Below are 13,988 nucleotides of genomic sequence, written 5' to 3' on the forward strand. Positions count from 1 at the left end.
CGTTGCGGGCACGTGGGGATTTGGAAATAGCCACGTGGAGATCGCCTCTGTGGAGACTGTTGCAAAAGTCAACAGTCTCACAATCTTGCTAGCAAGATTGTCCTGACTTTGCAGAAAGGATGAAGCGCAAGGCGCTGAGGGTGAGGTCTGAAGGGAGCATACCTCCGCATGTGACCGAAGCCGAATCCCGAAAGCAACACAGCGATGCGCCTTTATGCAACAGTCTCCTGTGAGACGAAAAAGAGTGCCTCGTGGGGTAGCCAATGATGACGATAAGAGGTCAGCCTGGAGTTTTTCTACCTAAAGAAGGCTAGTCCCAAATAAAATGAGTACTTTTGCACCAATTGTTGGATTCTAAAGAGAGATCGTCATGGCAAGAACGATAACTATCAAGCGAGGCTTGGATCTCAAACTAAATGGGACTGCGCCCCGTACCCTCCTGACTACACCTTCTGGCGGAGCATCGTCCACCTATGCATGGGTGCCCGATGATGTGCCTGGGCTGACACCCAAGATGAAGGTGCATGTGGGAGATCATGTAGAGGCTGGCGACCCGATTGTCTACGATAAGCAGTACCCAGAGGTTTGGGTCACAGCACCCGTCAGTGGTGAGCTGGTCGCGATCAATCGAGGTGCTAAGCGTAAGATTATGAGCGTAGAGATACGCCCAGATGAGAGTCAGGCACAGCGCACCTTTGCCGTAGAGGGACTACTCGACGGTGAAGCGAGCAAGCTACAGGCTCTGCTGCTAGAGTCTGGCCTATGGACGCTCATACGTCAGAGACCTTACGATCGCATTGCTGATCCTACGATCGCACCACGAGATATATTTGTCACAGCACATCTGACCGCTCCGCTAGCTCCTGAGATAGACTACCTACTAGAGGGCCGTGAGGAGGAGCTACGTATAGGACTACGTGCCTTGGCTCGTCTTACAACTGGCAAGGTCTACGTAGGCGTCGCACACGACTGCCCGCTGACGCTACCCGCAGAGGTGGAGGGCGTAGAGGTGAGAGGACCACACCCTGCTGGTAATGTGGGAGTGCTAATCAACCATGTGGCTCCTATTAACAAGGGCGAGACGGTCTGGACACTTCGTGCTACAGATGTGGTACTCATCGGTCGTCTTCTGATGACGGGGCATGTGGATTACAGCCGTCGCATTGCCATCATGGGTAGTCATGCTGCAGAGCATGGCTATATGGATATACTGCCTGGCTGTCGTATCGAGAGTTTGGGTAAGCTGGCTCTGGATGGGTGTAAGACGCGCGTTATCGCAGGCGATGTGCTGACAGGTACACAGCTCACGGAGGAGCGTCCTTTCCTCCCGATGAGTTGCGACCAGATCACGGTGATTCCTGACGGGTCTGATCGTGATGAGCTGCTCGGATGGGCTATGCCCCGTTTCGGCGAGTTTAGCCAGAGTCGTACCTATCTCAGCTGGCTCATGCCTCGCAAGCACTATACGCTGGATGCTCGCCTCAAGGGCGGCAAGCGTGCGATGATCATGAGTCATGAGTTACAGAGTGTCTTCCCGCTAGATATCCATGCGGAGTATCTGCTGAAGGCGATTATAGCTTTTGACATTGATAAGATGGAGGAGCTAGGCATCTACGAGGTGGCTCCCGAGGACTTCGCGCTGTGCGAGTTCGTCGACACCTCTAAGATGGAGCTGCAACACATCGTGCGTCAAGGTCTAGACCTACTATATAAAGAGATGAACTAAAAAGATAGCCTCTCGGGGGAGCAAAGCTCCGTCTCCGTAAGGCTATGGACTATGACTACTATATTATATGTCACTAAAAGATAGATTCAACAAGCGACGCTCTCAGTTTGAGCCTGGGGGTAAGCTGCATGCGTTTCACTCGCTCTTTGACGGGTTTGAGACCTTCCTCTATGTGCCGCACACAACGGCGGCTCCACGAGGGGGCGTGCATGTACATGATGCGATAGATAGCAAGCGTGTCATGAGTACCGTGGTGCTAGCACTAGTGCCTGCGTTACTCTTTGGTATGTACAATGTGGGACTCCAGCACTTCATCGCGATCGGTCAGACGGCTGGCTTCTGGTCGATGTTTTGGTTTGGCTTCCTAGCAGTACTGCCTAAGATCGTGGTCTCGTACGTAGTGGGACTAGGCATTGAGTTTACTGTAGCTCAGTGGAAGCACGAGGAGATACAAGAGGGATACCTTGTTACAGGTATGCTGGTCCCGATGATCGTGCCCGTAGATACACCCCTCTGGATGATCGCTGTGGCTGTCGCAATGTCGGTGATCTTCGCCAAGGAGGTCTTCGGCGGTACGGGCTACAACGTCTTCAACGTGGCTCTGGTAACCCGTGCCATCCTCTTCTTTGCCTATCCAGCAGCGATGACAGGTGACAAAGTGTTCGTCCGTACGGAGCCTATCTTTGGCTTCGGTGGTGGTGGCGATATGGCTACGGCTGCTGTAGACGGATTCTCAGGAGCTACCCCCTTGGGTCAGGTGGCTACGGCTGGCGACACGCTCCCCACGATCGTGAATACGCTCGGTGAGCCTTCCTCACTATGGGACGCTTTCTGGGGCTTTATACCTGGTAGTATCGGTGAGGTTTCGACCTTTGCGATCCTACTCGGTGCTATCCTGCTAATCTGGACGGGCGTGGCAAGCTACAAGATCATCGTGAGTGGTGTAGTAGGTGCAGCGCTGATGACGCTCCTCTTCAACGCTATCGGTACGACCGCTGCTATGCAGCTCGACATCACGCATCACCTGCTCTATGGTGGCTTTGCCTTCGGTCTTGTTTTTATGGCGACTGACCCCGTTACCTCGGCTCGTACCGAGACGGGCAAGTGGATCTACGGTCTCCTCGTGGGTGTCATGTGCGTCTTCATACGTGTCCTCAACCCTGGTTATCCTGAGGGTATGATGCTCGCTATCTTGCTGATGAACGTCTTCGCACCGCTCATCGACTATGTGGTAGTAAACAAAAACGTCGCTAAGCGCAAGAAGCGCTGGGCAACGGCAGCTAAACATTGATCTTCCTTACGACTATGAATAGAGATAGTAATACCTACACGATCCTCTACGCAGCCATTATGGTGGTCGTAGTCGCAATAGCTCTAGCGCTCACGGCTGTGGCTCTACGCAAGCCTCAGCAAGAGAATGAGCGCATCGACAAGATGCAGCAGATACTACGTGCTGTACATCTGGAGCCTACCAAAGATCAAGTCATCCCCACCTACACAAAGGTGATCAAGCAGGAGCTACTGGTCAATGGCCAGGGCGAGGTGATCGCTACATTTGAGGGAGATCAGATTGCGCAGAATGAGGCTTTCCAGATGAACACGGCCAATCAGTTTAAACTTCGTCAGCAAGACCCTTCACTCGGACTCCCCGTCTATGTTGCGGAGGTCGAGGGACAGCAGCTCTATATCTTCCCGATGGATGGGGCTGGTCTATGGGGAGCCATCTGGGGCTTCCTAGCTGTGCAGGCAGATGGGTCTACCGTCTATGGTACCGACTTCTCGCACGCTGGTGAGACACCTGGACTGGGTGCAGAGATCGCTACGAAGCACTTCTCAAAGGAGTTCGTCGGCAAGCAACTCTATCGTGACGAGCAGTTTAAGTCTATCGCCGTCGTCAAGCATGGTCGCTCGCTCGATGACCAAGACTACGTGGACGGCATCTCCGGCGGTACGCTCACGAGCAATGGTGTCAACAATATGCTCTGGAGCTCTATCCACGAGTACCTCCCCTACATAGAGCAGATACGTGGAGCTCAAGCAGTAGCAGTAGAATAACCAAGAGAGAGTAATCTAAGCTATGAGTAAGATAAGTAATAAAGAGGTATTCTTAGGGCCTCTCAATAAGAATAACCCAGTCACCGTACAGGTGCTCGGTATATGCTCGGCACTGGCGGTCACCGCTCAGCTCAAGCCCGCTCTAGTGATGGCTCTATCGGTGACAGTGGTCGTCGCCTTTGCGAACGTAATCATATCGCTGCTGCGTAACACGATACCTAATCGTATCCGTATCATCGTACAGCTGGTGGTGGTTGCTGCGCTTGTGACGATCGTCAATGAGGTGCTCAAGGCCTATGTCTACGATGTCTCTAAGGAGCTGTCGGTCTACATTGGTCTGATCATTACGAACTGTATCTTGATGGGTCGCCTCGAGGCTTTTGCCTTGGCAAATGGTCCTAAGGCTTCTTTCCTCGATGGTATCGGCAATGGTCTAGGCTATGGACTCGTCTTGGTGATCATTGGCTTCGTCCGTGAGCTGCTCGGTAGAGGATCACTACTCGGATATCAGATTATCCCGCAGTCCTTCTACGACATGGGCTACGTCAATCACGGCTTGATGATCATGCCTCCTATGGCACTCATCGTCCTCGCTTGTATCGTATGGATACAGCGCAGTAAAAACAAGGATCTGCAGGAGCAGTAAGCTCTCCAATCCATATAATACATTGGTCACACACAGATTAAAGTCTAAGCAATGGATTATCTAAGTCTATTTTTCAAGTCGATCTTTGTCGACAATATGATCTTTGCCTACTACCTAGGTATGTGCTCTTACCTAGCTGTATCCAAAGACGTCAAGACCTCACTGGGATTGGGGCTGGCAGTAACTTTTATCCTTACCTGTACACTACCGATCAACTACCTTCTGGAGACCTACGTCTTTAAGGCGGGAGCCTTGAGCTGGCTCGGGGCGGAGTTTGCTTCGGTCGATCTGAGCTTCCTATCGCTCATCGTCTTCATCGCCGTCATCGCCTCCTTTACGCAGCTGGTAGAGATGGTTGTGGAGCGTTACAGCCCTTCGCTATACAACTCGCTCGGTATCTTCCTACCGCTCATCGCTGTGAACTGTGCGATCCTCGGTGGCTCGCTCTTTATGCAGCAGCGTGACTTCATCAATACAGGCATGGCAACGGTCTATGGCCTTGGATCTGGCATCGGTTGGATGCTAGCTATCGTTGGTCTAGCAGCTATCAGAGAGCGTCTAGCTTATAGTAATATACCGAAGCCTTTGAGAGGATTTGGTATCACGCTCATCGTCACTGGTCTGATGGGTATCGCATTCCTCAGCTTCTCAGGTGTCAAACTCTAATCGCCTACAGATATGGATCAAATGACCTTAATAATAGTCTCGAGTGTAGCGGTCTTCCTGCTGGTCGTACTGCTCCTCGTCGTGGTACTCCTAGTAGCTAAGAGTAAGCTCATCCCCTCTGGCAATGTACACATCAATGTCAATGATGTCAAGGATCTAGAGGTGCCGATGGGTGGTACGCTCCTCAACACGCTTCAGAACGAAGGCATCTTCCTCTCTAGTGCCTGTGGTGGTGGCGGTAGCTGTGGACAGTGTCGCTGTCGTGTCGTAGAGGGTGGGGGAGAGATCCTCGCCACTGAGAAGGGCTTCTTCTCCCGCAAAGAGCAGATGGCACACTGGCGTCTCGGCTGCCAGACCAAAGTCAAGGAAGATCTGAAGGTGATCGTCCCCGAGAGCGTCTTTGGTGTCAAGGAGTGGGAGTGCGAAGTCATCTCCAATAAGAATGTAGCTACCTTCATCAAGGAGTTTGTCGTCAAGCTCCCCGAGGGCGAGCACATGGACTTCAAGAGCGGTAGCTACGCCCAGATCAAGATCCCTAAGTACGAGGTCAAGTACAGCGACTACGCAGTCGAGGATCAGTTCCGTGGCGATTGGGACAAGTTCAATATGTGGAGCCTTACGGCAAAGAACACTGAGGAGACCGTCCGTGCTTACTCTATGGCAAACTATCCTGCCGAGGGTAACATCATCACGCTCAACGTACGTATCGCCACACCTCCGATGGATCGTGTGACCCACACCTGGCAGAATGTGCCCGCAGGTATTGCCTCCTCTTATATCTTCAGCCTCAAGCCTGGCGACAAGGTGACCATGAGTGGTCCTTACGGAGACTTCCACATCCACGAGGACTCTGATGCTGAGATGCTCTATATCGGTGGAGGTGCAGGTATGGCTCCGCTACGTGCGCAGCTCCTACACCTATTCCTCACGGAGCATACAACCCGCAAGGTCTCCTTCTGGTATGGTGCACGCTCACGCAGTGAGATCTTCTACGAGGAGGACTTCCGCGCCATCGAGCGTGAGTTCCCGAACTTCTCCTTCCACATTGCACTCTCGGCACCACTGCCTGAGGACAATTGGACGGGTCTGACGGGCTTCATACACCAAGCCATCTACGACAACTACCTCAAGGATCATGAAGCTCCTGAGGATATCGAGTACTACATGTGCGGTCCTGGCCCTATGTCGGCAGCTGCCATTACGATGCTAGACAATCTAGGCGTACCGCCCGAGCAGATCAACTTCGATAACTTCGGCTAAGGCACCTCAGCGACACTTCGCAATGAAACAAGGATAAGGCGACAGCACAGCTCTGTTAGATTAGGAGTGTGTTGTCGCCTTAACTATATGGGGCAAATATCCTTTTGACAATGCTCGTAGATTCGGAAATATTGAAAATGTCAAAAGAAATACCGCTTTTGATAAGTCGAACTACCCTAATAAATTAGTTTGTTTGAAATGAAACACGTAACTTTGTCCCACAGAAATAGTTGAAAATGTAGCCAAACCACTTACTATGATACGAAAGATAGTGATTACCATCGGCCTCGTCCTAACCATTGGATTTGCGGCCACGGCACAGCAAGTTGCTCTCAAGCACAACTTCGCTTACGATGCCATTCTTACGCCCAACCTCTCACTTGAGTTTGCGATGGGCAAGAAGTTTACTCTAGACACGCAGTTCGGCTGGAACTCGTTTGTCTTCAATCTCGATGCGAGCAAGCCCAACTACAGCACGACCAAGTGGGCACACTGGATGGCTCAACCAGAGCTTCGCTACTGGTTCTGCGATGTCTTCAATGGGTGGTTCCTCGGTCTACATGGACATGTAGGTCAGATGAACGTAGGCGGTGTCAACATCCCCTATCCCCTCATCTTAGAAAACAAAGAGTCCATCATGAAGGATCACCGCTACGAAGGGTGGTTCTACGGAGGTGGTCTCAGCGTAGGCTACCAGTGGGTACTCTCGACGCGCTCTTCGCTCGAGTTCTCTCTCGGCGCAGGTTATGCTCGTATACTATATGACAAGTACCCCTGCCAGCGCTGTGGTACTAAGGTCGATGAGGGCAAAGCCAACTATGTCGGACCTACGAAGGCTACGATCTCGTACGTCTTCTTCTTCAAGTAATCGTCAGTAGCACATCTAATAATACAGACACAAAGACTATGAATATCAAGATATCCCGCTTACTCATACTCCTCTCGACGCTACTATTTACCGTCGGAGGGACACTATGTGCTCAGCAATACTCCAAGGCGGAGGAGACACAGACGATTGCTCTATCAGCAGAGCACTGCACGATCACACGTGACATAGAGCGCAATGTGCTATGCATCAACCTAGATGCAGCTCCCTATGCCAATGTACGCTCACAGCAACTCGTACGCATTACTCCTGTTTACGTCTCTGCAGACAGAAGTAAGTCCCTAAGACTACCCAACATCTATGTAGCTGGCAATGCTCGCTACAAGATCATCAAGCGTCAGCACAACCTCTACAACAGTGATTCACTAGTTAAGGAGATATACTCACGCCCCGAGGGTTCTGTCTATGCACGAGGCATCAAGGATCTACCACACATGGCCTACGAGCGCCCCTTCGAGAGCTGGATGGCTAATGGACACATGGAGCTAGAGATCGACACTTATAGCTGTGGTAACTGTCCTAAGGGTACACTCTTAGCACAAGGTGATCCACAGTCTATGCCAGCCTTTGGTCCTGAAGACTATAAGTACAACTATATAGAGCCTGCTGCTACTGCCTTCAAGGAGTACGCAGAGAGCTTTGATGCGAACATCCAGTTCGTCGTAGACAAGCATGACCTTCGCAAGGACTTCAAGAACAATGCTGCCGAGCTAGCTCGTCTCGATCAGTTCGTAAAGAAGGCAACCAAGATCGAGGGTGCAGAGCTACACACCGTCTACATCTATGGTTACGCATCTCCCGAGGCTCCCTTTGACTACAACCTAGCACTCTCTGATCGTCGTACCAAGACCCTCTATAACTATGTCAAGGATGCTCACAAGGCACTCTTCAGTAAGGTCGAGGTCGTTGCCGAGGGCAAGGGCGAGGACTGGGATGGTCTACGCAAGCTCATAGATGCTAGCAGCATGCCTGAGCGTCAGACGCTTCTCGACATTATCGACAAGTACGATACAGATACGCAGCGTGAGGCAGACATCAAGGCTCTCGATGGTGGCAAGGTCTATCGTGACCTTCTCGACAACTACTATCCTAAGCTCCGTCACACTACCTTCACGATGAGCTATCGCGTACGTCCCTTTGAGGTCTCTGAGCTGGCACACATCTACTCGACCAATTCTAAGCTGCTAAGCCTCAGTGAACTCTATACGCTAGCTAATCAGAAGGTGGCAAGAGGCGAGAACCCTGTAGCTATCTATCGCACGGCTTATGAGCAAAACGCTAACGATCCTGTTGCTAAGCTCAACTATGCCAATGCGCTCCTTCAGTATGACAAGAACGCTAAGGAAGCATATCGAGTACTCTCTACCATTCAGTCTGACAGTCGTGCTAAGCTACCCACAGCTATCGCGCTTGACATGATGGGTCGCAAGGCTGAGGCTGAGAAGCTTTACTTCAACTAATAGTTGACAGTCAATACTTGTCACTGAGCTGATAAGTATCACGCTAGATAAGGCACCTCCGTTAGGACGACTTCGGTCATCCTGACGGAGGTGCCTCTTCTGTTGACAAGATCAACCTCTTTTGATAGCTCTAAGGAGACTGTTGCAAAAGTCAATAGTCTAGACAATCTTGCTTGCAAGATTGTCTAGACTATGCAGAAGGGATGAAGCGCAAGACCCTGAGGGTGAGGTCTGACGGGAGCATACCTCCGTATGTGACCGAAGCCGAATCCCGAAAGCAACACAGTGACTCGCCTTTATGCAATAGTCTCATGAGGTCACTATATATAATGTGTCAGCTCTGCCCTCTAACCTCTGCCCTCTAATCTCTATTTACATATCTTTACGGGGATATTTGTCCGATCCCCTCCTTTCTCGAATATCCACGTGGAAAACCTCAAATCTCCACGTGAAAGTTTTTTATTTCCCACGTGGGCGTGAAATGAAACTTCGGAGGAATCAAATGAAACTTCGGAGGAAACGAATGAAACTTCGGAGGAATTTTTTCTTTCTCACGTGGAAATTTCGAAATATCCACGTGGAAATCAGTTTTCCTCGATATAGTGCCGTTTCTATACGTAGCCAGATCTAAATTACGGTAACGACTCAGCGTTGGATTTGCCCAGCTCGTGTCGACGCCTCATAATCGCTCTGTCAGGAGCTACACATGAGCGACAAGCGAGGAGTGGAGAGGCTCATGAGCTCATTGTATAATGCGTCAGCCCTGCATCGAGCCCTAGCTTCCGCCCAGCACTTCAAAAATAGGAATTAGCCCACAGGGCGCTTGTAGAGTTTGTGGGGATTGCCTTATTTGTGGGTTGCCTCACCAACAGAGGGCGGTAGGGTCATGGCACCATAGCTCTGTAAGAGCGTACGCCCTACGGGACACAGCCAGCAGCGACGCGGCTCGCAGTAGCTCCCGTAGAGCTGCAGGAGTGCCTGCGTGTCATAAGCACTGCGGGGACGTAGCCCCTCGTGGACGAAGCGACGCACGACGCTGTTACGCTCCGCAGGAAGGTCATGTGCACTCATCAGAGAGTCGCTCGCTAGGAAGAGCCCGAGCAGGTCACGCTCCTGTGTAAGGTAGTATTGGAGCGGTATGACCACATTGATCGCAATGCTCTCGATGGTCGCTCGTCCTATGGTGCCAAGCTGAGCATCCGTCTCGCTCCCCCAGTGGTAGTGCCGCTGCCAGTAGTCGGTGGGTGTGACGGTGAGCAGCTGCTCGAGATGAGCCAGAGAGGATGTGCGGAGTAGCTCTCCCGGCAGATTGACACTACGGTAGTATAGTGCTGCAAGGTAAGCCAGCCGACGATGCGGGAAGGCACTCGGGCGCAGCCGTAGCATACGGATGGTTCCTGGCGGTAGGGGAGACAGGTGGTACTTATGTGCTAGGAAGGTAAACTCCTCACTCAGTCGCTCCCTATACTGGCCTACCTCTGGGGATATCGGGTCACTCTCTAGCAGTCCGCCCATGCCCAGGAGTAGAGCTTCGAGGGTCAAAGGTGCAGTCTTGTGCTTGAGTAGGATCGACGGGGAGAGTTGGCGAGCAATCTGCTCGAAAGCATCATTATTCACCTTACCTCCTAGGTAACGCATTAGGAAGAGATGGGTCACCGCTGCTAGATCTCCCTTGAAAAAACTCATCGCCGCCTCTATCTGCAGGCACTTCTTGTCCAGTCGCTCGCGCGTAAGCTGTGCAAACCAGTCGGCCTGCACCTCTTCGGAAAGCTGGCTACAAGCCTCCCCGCAGCGAGGTATCTGCGGAGCCTCAGTGAGTTGCTGCGCTATGGCCAGCAAGTCAGGATTGATCTGCATACGACAGGTGATAGGTGGCGTGCCAGCCTGCAGAGAGATGGGACCATCGTCCTGCAGCACGATATGTAGCAGTACATTATTGTAGGCCGGGTCTAGCTGGTGCCCATGGCGTAGCCAGTCTGTCGCATGGCAATGTATCTCGCCATTGCCCGCCCAGGTCAGGGAGCCTATACGTAGCTTGAGATTGCTAAAGTCGGGCCCGCCATTGGTATTGTATCGCCCTGGGTCGATGACGATCGGCGTCACCCCATCGGGTATGCAGGGGTGTGGCTCGAAGGTGAGCGACTCGTAGAGCCTATTGCCCCATATCTGGTGTAGCCACGTCTCCTGCATCGTCTATTTGGTCAGATCAGATGTAGTCCTGTCCAGCCTCTATCTCCACATCGGTGACATAGTTCTTGATACTTTGCTCCGCCTCACGCTTGCAGATGAGCAGCACGTTACCATGCTTAGCGATGATACAATCATCGACGCCCTGCACGACTGCCAGCAGGTCAGGGTCATCAATGTAGAGGATATTATTCATCGACTCGTAGAATCGGGTCTTCTCGTGATTTGTCACATTGCCCGTCTGATCCTTGGAGCTCTGGTCATAGAGCGCGCCCCAGGTGCCTAGATCAGCCCAGCCAAAGGTAGCCGGCGTGACCAGCACGTTGTCTGCTTTTTCCAAGACCCCGTAGTCGATCGATATGCTCGGACAGTAGGGGTAGATCTCCTCGATCGCCTCCCGCTCACGATCAGTGCCAAAGTCGCTAGCCCGTTCGGTAAAGAGTCTGCTCACCTCGGGCATATACTTGGCAAAAGCATCTAGGATCGTCTTGACATGCCAGACGAACATACCGCTGTTCCAGAGGAACTCGCCACAGGAGACAAATATCTCGGCCATCTCACGATTGGGTTTTTCGGTAAAGACCTTGACCTTGTGATATTGCCCGTCGAGAGGCTTTTCACTAGAATCCACCTGTATGTATCCGTATCCCGTCTCGGGAGCCGTGGGCTTGATGCCTAGCGTCAGGAGGTAAGGATGTAGTGACGAAAAGTGAAGTGCCTGGCTGACCGTCTGGACGAAGTTGTCCTCGTTCATAATGACATGGTCCGAAGCCGCCACGACGATCGAAGCCTTAGGGTCGCGCTGCTGGATATGGTAGCAAGCGTAGGCGATACATGGAGCTGTGTTGCGTCGTAGAGGCTCGGTGAGGATTTGGTCACGCTTGAGTCCTGGGAGTTGCTCGAGAGTTAGGTCGACATAGTCGGCGTGGGTGACGATGTAGATGTGATCCTCCGGGACGATCCGCAGGAACCGCTTGTACGTATCCTGTAGGAGTGAACTCCCCGTACCGAAGAAGTCTAGAAATTGCTTGGGTCGTGACTGACGTGAGATAGGCCAAAAGCGACTTCCCACCCCGCCACTCATGATGACACAATAGTAATGCTCCATGAGAGTTGAGTTGTCTTGAGTTTGCTGTCACAAAGCTACTAATAAAAAGGGTGCCACGCAATGAGTATGAATTCTGTGACGTGTAACCCTTTGTAGGAACGCACGGCTCGGACGCAGACCGTCGGTGCGTCCGTTGTATCAGAGGTTACAGCATCGTGGTTTTAACGGGGACGGACGCTCGACCGATCGTTTCTACACATCGTTACTCGTGAGGTTTCGGCAGGTCCGGTGAACCACCTTTATAATAGGGCAAATAGCTCTGAAAGGTCGTCCCATACTGATGGGACAAAAAAATTCCACCCGCGTTGGAACGAAACAATCCCCAGGTAGGAATTTGAAGTTTCCCACGTAGGAATGAAATAAAACTTCGGAAGAATGAAATGAAACTTCGGAGGAAATTTTTCTCGCCCAGGTAGAGAACAAAAAATATCCACGTGGAGATTTAGATTCTCCACGTGGATTGGATATGCGTATGTTGTATCTTTTGGCGGTTGGAGCTTTTGGCGAATTATGATGAGGAGTGGCTATCGCTTGCCCGAAGCGTCGATCTTGAGGAAAAGGGCGAGCATGAGCGAGAAGCCCCAGAGCGAGGAGCCTCCATAGCTGAAGAAGGGGAGCGGGATGCCGATGACGGGCACCAATCCTAGCACCATACCTACATTGACCATAAGGTGAAAGATCAAGACGCACGCTAGGCAGTAACCATAGACCCGCCCGAAGGTGGAGGGGTGCCGCTCCGCTCGCCACATGATGCGGAGTATCATGGTGAGGAAGAGGAGGAGCAAACCAACGGAGCCCGCAAAACCTTGCTCCTCACCGATGGTGCAGAAGATGAAGTCGGTGTCTTGCTCGGGAACATACTTGAGCTTCGTCTGGGTGCCCTGGAGGAACCCTTTGCCTGTGAGTCCGCCTGAGCCGATGGCGATCTTTGCTTGATCCACATTGTACCCAGCGCCGCGTGGATCCTGCTCGATGCCGAGCGACACAGCTATACGCATTTGCTGGTGCGGTGCGAGGATGTCGTTGTAGACGTACTCGACGGAGAGCGAGAAGGCGAGCAGCCCTAAGCTGGCTATGCCGACTAAGAGGTAGGTGCGGGAGTAGTGCAGCAGGGCGCGAACGAAGCAGAAGAGGATGATGCAGCTCATCAGTATCAGTGCGACGTAGCTGTAGTCGATCTGCAGCCAGCGCAGAGAGACATACATGCCGACAAAGTATACGATGCTGACGATCCACAAGATGCGTCGCTCACGGGGCTTCCACCGTACGATGCTGCTGAGGTAGAGGATCGTAGCTACTGAGATGATGCTACAGATGAGGAGGCGACTAGCATCGGTGGCGCCCCAGCTAACGTCAGCGAGCATGAGTGCCACTACAAAGAGCATCACGGCCAGCGAGGCGAGGAGGAGGAAGGCGCCTGAGAGGCCTTCACGATAGAGTGCTAGGAAGAAGGCGCAGAAGACGAGTGCCGACCCTGTCTCGCTCTGTAGGATGATGATTGCCATCGGTAGGAGTATGATCGCAAAGACCTCTAGATAGCCTCGTAGGGTGGTGAGCTTGAACTCGGGGCGATTGAGCCAGTAGGCGAGCATGAGCGCGGTGCCTAGCTTGGCAAACTCTGCGGGCTGCACCCTGACGGGTCCTATGACGAGCCACGAGCGGGAGCCTTTGATGTCAGGTGCTACGATGGCAGTCACGATGAGCAGGAGTATGAAGAAGATATATAAGTAAGGCGCTCCAGACTCAAAGAGGTCTTCATCGATGAGGAGTACAACGCCGCCCAGTACCAGAGCTAAGGAGATCCATATCAGCTGCTGCATCGGTCGGCCTCCCATCTCTAGCAGATGCCCCGGTGTGAAGTCGTACGTAGCTCCACAGATGGCGAGCCACCCCCCAGCCACCATCAGGAGGTAGAGGATGATGAGCGGCCAGTCGAGGCGCATCAGGAGGTTACTACGTCGTTGCTTGCTAAGGTATGGCATGCTGCTTGTTGA

General features: G+C 52.3%; 11 protein-coding genes. 8 read left to right on the forward strand and 3 right to left on the reverse strand.

All coding sequences use genetic code 11. The annotated features are described in order from the left end of the window. Nucleotides 1–370: 370 nt before the first annotated feature. The 8 genes from Q2J34_RS04650 to Q2J34_RS04685 all read left to right on the forward strand — a co-directional run bounded on the left by Q2J34_RS04650 (nucleotide 371) and on the right by Q2J34_RS04685 (nucleotide 8,699). The gene (locus Q2J34_RS04650; protein ID WP_300969404.1) at nucleotides 371–1,726 is read left to right on the forward strand and encodes a Na(+)-translocating NADH-quinone reductase subunit A; all 1,356 of its coding nucleotides are present in this window, start codon (nucleotides 371–373) and stop codon (nucleotides 1,724–1,726) included. 67 nt (nucleotides 1,727–1,793) lie between these two features. After that, nucleotides 1,794–3,017, forward strand: coding sequence for an NADH:ubiquinone reductase (Na(+)-transporting) subunit B (locus tag Q2J34_RS04655; RefSeq protein ID WP_293964332.1), 1,224 nt, complete (start codon nucleotides 1,794–1,796; stop codon nucleotides 3,015–3,017). 14 nt (nucleotides 3,018–3,031) lie between these two features. After that, nucleotides 3,032–3,781: an NADH:ubiquinone reductase (Na(+)-transporting) subunit C gene (nqrC, locus tag Q2J34_RS04660; RefSeq protein WP_298887353.1), complete on the forward strand. Its 750-nt coding sequence runs from the start codon at nucleotides 3,032–3,034 to the stop codon at nucleotides 3,779–3,781. A gap of 22 nt (nucleotides 3,782–3,803) precedes the next feature. Then, nucleotides 3,804–4,427 (forward strand): NADH:ubiquinone reductase (Na(+)-transporting) subunit D, encoded by a 624-nt coding sequence (locus Q2J34_RS04665; protein WP_297114699.1) that lies wholly within the window; start codon nucleotides 3,804–3,806, stop codon nucleotides 4,425–4,427. A 51-nt stretch (nucleotides 4,428–4,478) separates the two neighbouring features. Further along, nucleotides 4,479–5,093 (forward strand): NADH:ubiquinone reductase (Na(+)-transporting) subunit E, encoded by a 615-nt coding sequence (gene nqrE / locus Q2J34_RS04670; RefSeq protein WP_007364974.1) that lies wholly within the window; start codon nucleotides 4,479–4,481, stop codon nucleotides 5,091–5,093. A gap of 21 nt (nucleotides 5,094–5,114) precedes the next feature. Further along, nucleotides 5,115–6,353, forward strand: a complete 1,239-nt coding sequence (nqrF, locus tag Q2J34_RS04675; protein WP_298887360.1) for an NADH:ubiquinone reductase (Na(+)-transporting) subunit F — start codon at nucleotides 5,115–5,117, stop codon at nucleotides 6,351–6,353. Between the two features lie 256 nt (nucleotides 6,354–6,609). After that, complete coding sequence (locus Q2J34_RS04680; protein ID WP_298887363.1) at nucleotides 6,610–7,221, forward strand: DUF3575 domain-containing protein; 612 nt, start codon at nucleotides 6,610–6,612, stop codon at nucleotides 7,219–7,221. Between the two features lie 38 nt (nucleotides 7,222–7,259). Continuing rightward, entirely contained in the window at nucleotides 7,260–8,699 is a 1,440-nt protein-coding gene (locus Q2J34_RS04685) for a DUF3868 domain-containing protein (protein WP_300969405.1), read from the forward strand. 846 nt (nucleotides 8,700–9,545) lie between these two features. Here Q2J34_RS04685 and Q2J34_RS04690 read toward each other — a convergent pair. From Q2J34_RS04690 to rodA, 3 genes are all read right to left on the reverse strand, one after another. Next, entirely contained in the window at nucleotides 9,546–10,889 is a 1,344-nt protein-coding gene (locus tag Q2J34_RS04690) for a DUF2851 family protein (RefSeq protein WP_300969406.1), read from the reverse strand. Nucleotides 10,890–10,905: 16 nt separating this feature from the next. After that, nucleotides 10,906–11,994: a mannose-1-phosphate guanylyltransferase gene (locus Q2J34_RS04695; protein ID WP_298886218.1), complete on the reverse strand. Its 1,089-nt coding sequence runs from the start codon at nucleotides 11,992–11,994 to the stop codon at nucleotides 10,906–10,908. A 524-nt stretch (nucleotides 11,995–12,518) separates the two neighbouring features. Further along, nucleotides 12,519–13,976, reverse strand: coding sequence for a rod shape-determining protein RodA (gene rodA / locus Q2J34_RS04700; protein ID WP_298886220.1), 1,458 nt, complete (start codon nucleotides 13,974–13,976; stop codon nucleotides 12,519–12,521). Nucleotides 13,977–13,988: the final 12 nt, after the last annotated feature.

The organism is Porphyromonas vaginalis (assembly GCF_958301595.1).
Taxonomy (GTDB): Bacteria; Bacteroidota; Bacteroidia; order Bacteroidales; family Porphyromonadaceae; genus Porphyromonas; species Porphyromonas vaginalis.

Bases quoted from the DNA above. Each gene is read 5' to 3' on its own strand.
- Q2J34_RS04680 (WP_298887363.1), top strand. From the start codon at position 6,610: ATGATACGAAAGATAGTGATTACCATCGGCCTCGTCCTAACCATTGGA.
- Q2J34_RS04685 (WP_300969405.1), top strand. From the start codon at position 7,260: ATGAATATCAAGATATCCCGCTTACTCATACTCCTCTCGACGCTACTA.
- Q2J34_RS04665 (WP_297114699.1), top strand. From the start codon at position 3,804: ATGAGTAAGATAAGTAATAAAGAGGTATTCTTAGGGCCTCTCAATAAG.
- Q2J34_RS04650 (WP_300969404.1), top strand. From the start codon at position 371: ATGGCAAGAACGATAACTATCAAGCGAGGCTTGGATCTCAAACTAAAT.
- nqrF (WP_298887360.1), top strand. From the start codon at position 5,115: ATGACCTTAATAATAGTCTCGAGTGTAGCGGTCTTCCTGCTGGTCGTA.
- Q2J34_RS04655 (WP_293964332.1), top strand. From the start codon at position 1,794: ATGTCACTAAAAGATAGATTCAACAAGCGACGCTCTCAGTTTGAGCCT.
- Q2J34_RS04690 (WP_300969406.1), bottom strand. From the start codon at position 10,889: ATGCAGGAGACGTGGCTACACCAGATATGGGGCAATAGGCTCTACGAG.
- nqrC (WP_298887353.1), top strand. From the start codon at position 3,032: ATGAATAGAGATAGTAATACCTACACGATCCTCTACGCAGCCATTATG.
- nqrE (WP_007364974.1), top strand. From the start codon at position 4,479: ATGGATTATCTAAGTCTATTTTTCAAGTCGATCTTTGTCGACAATATG.
- rodA (WP_298886220.1), bottom strand. From the start codon at position 13,976: ATGCCATACCTTAGCAAGCAACGACGTAGTAACCTCCTGATGCGCCTC.
- Q2J34_RS04695 (WP_298886218.1), bottom strand. From the start codon at position 11,994: ATGGAGCATTACTATTGTGTCATCATGAGTGGCGGGGTGGGAAGTCGC.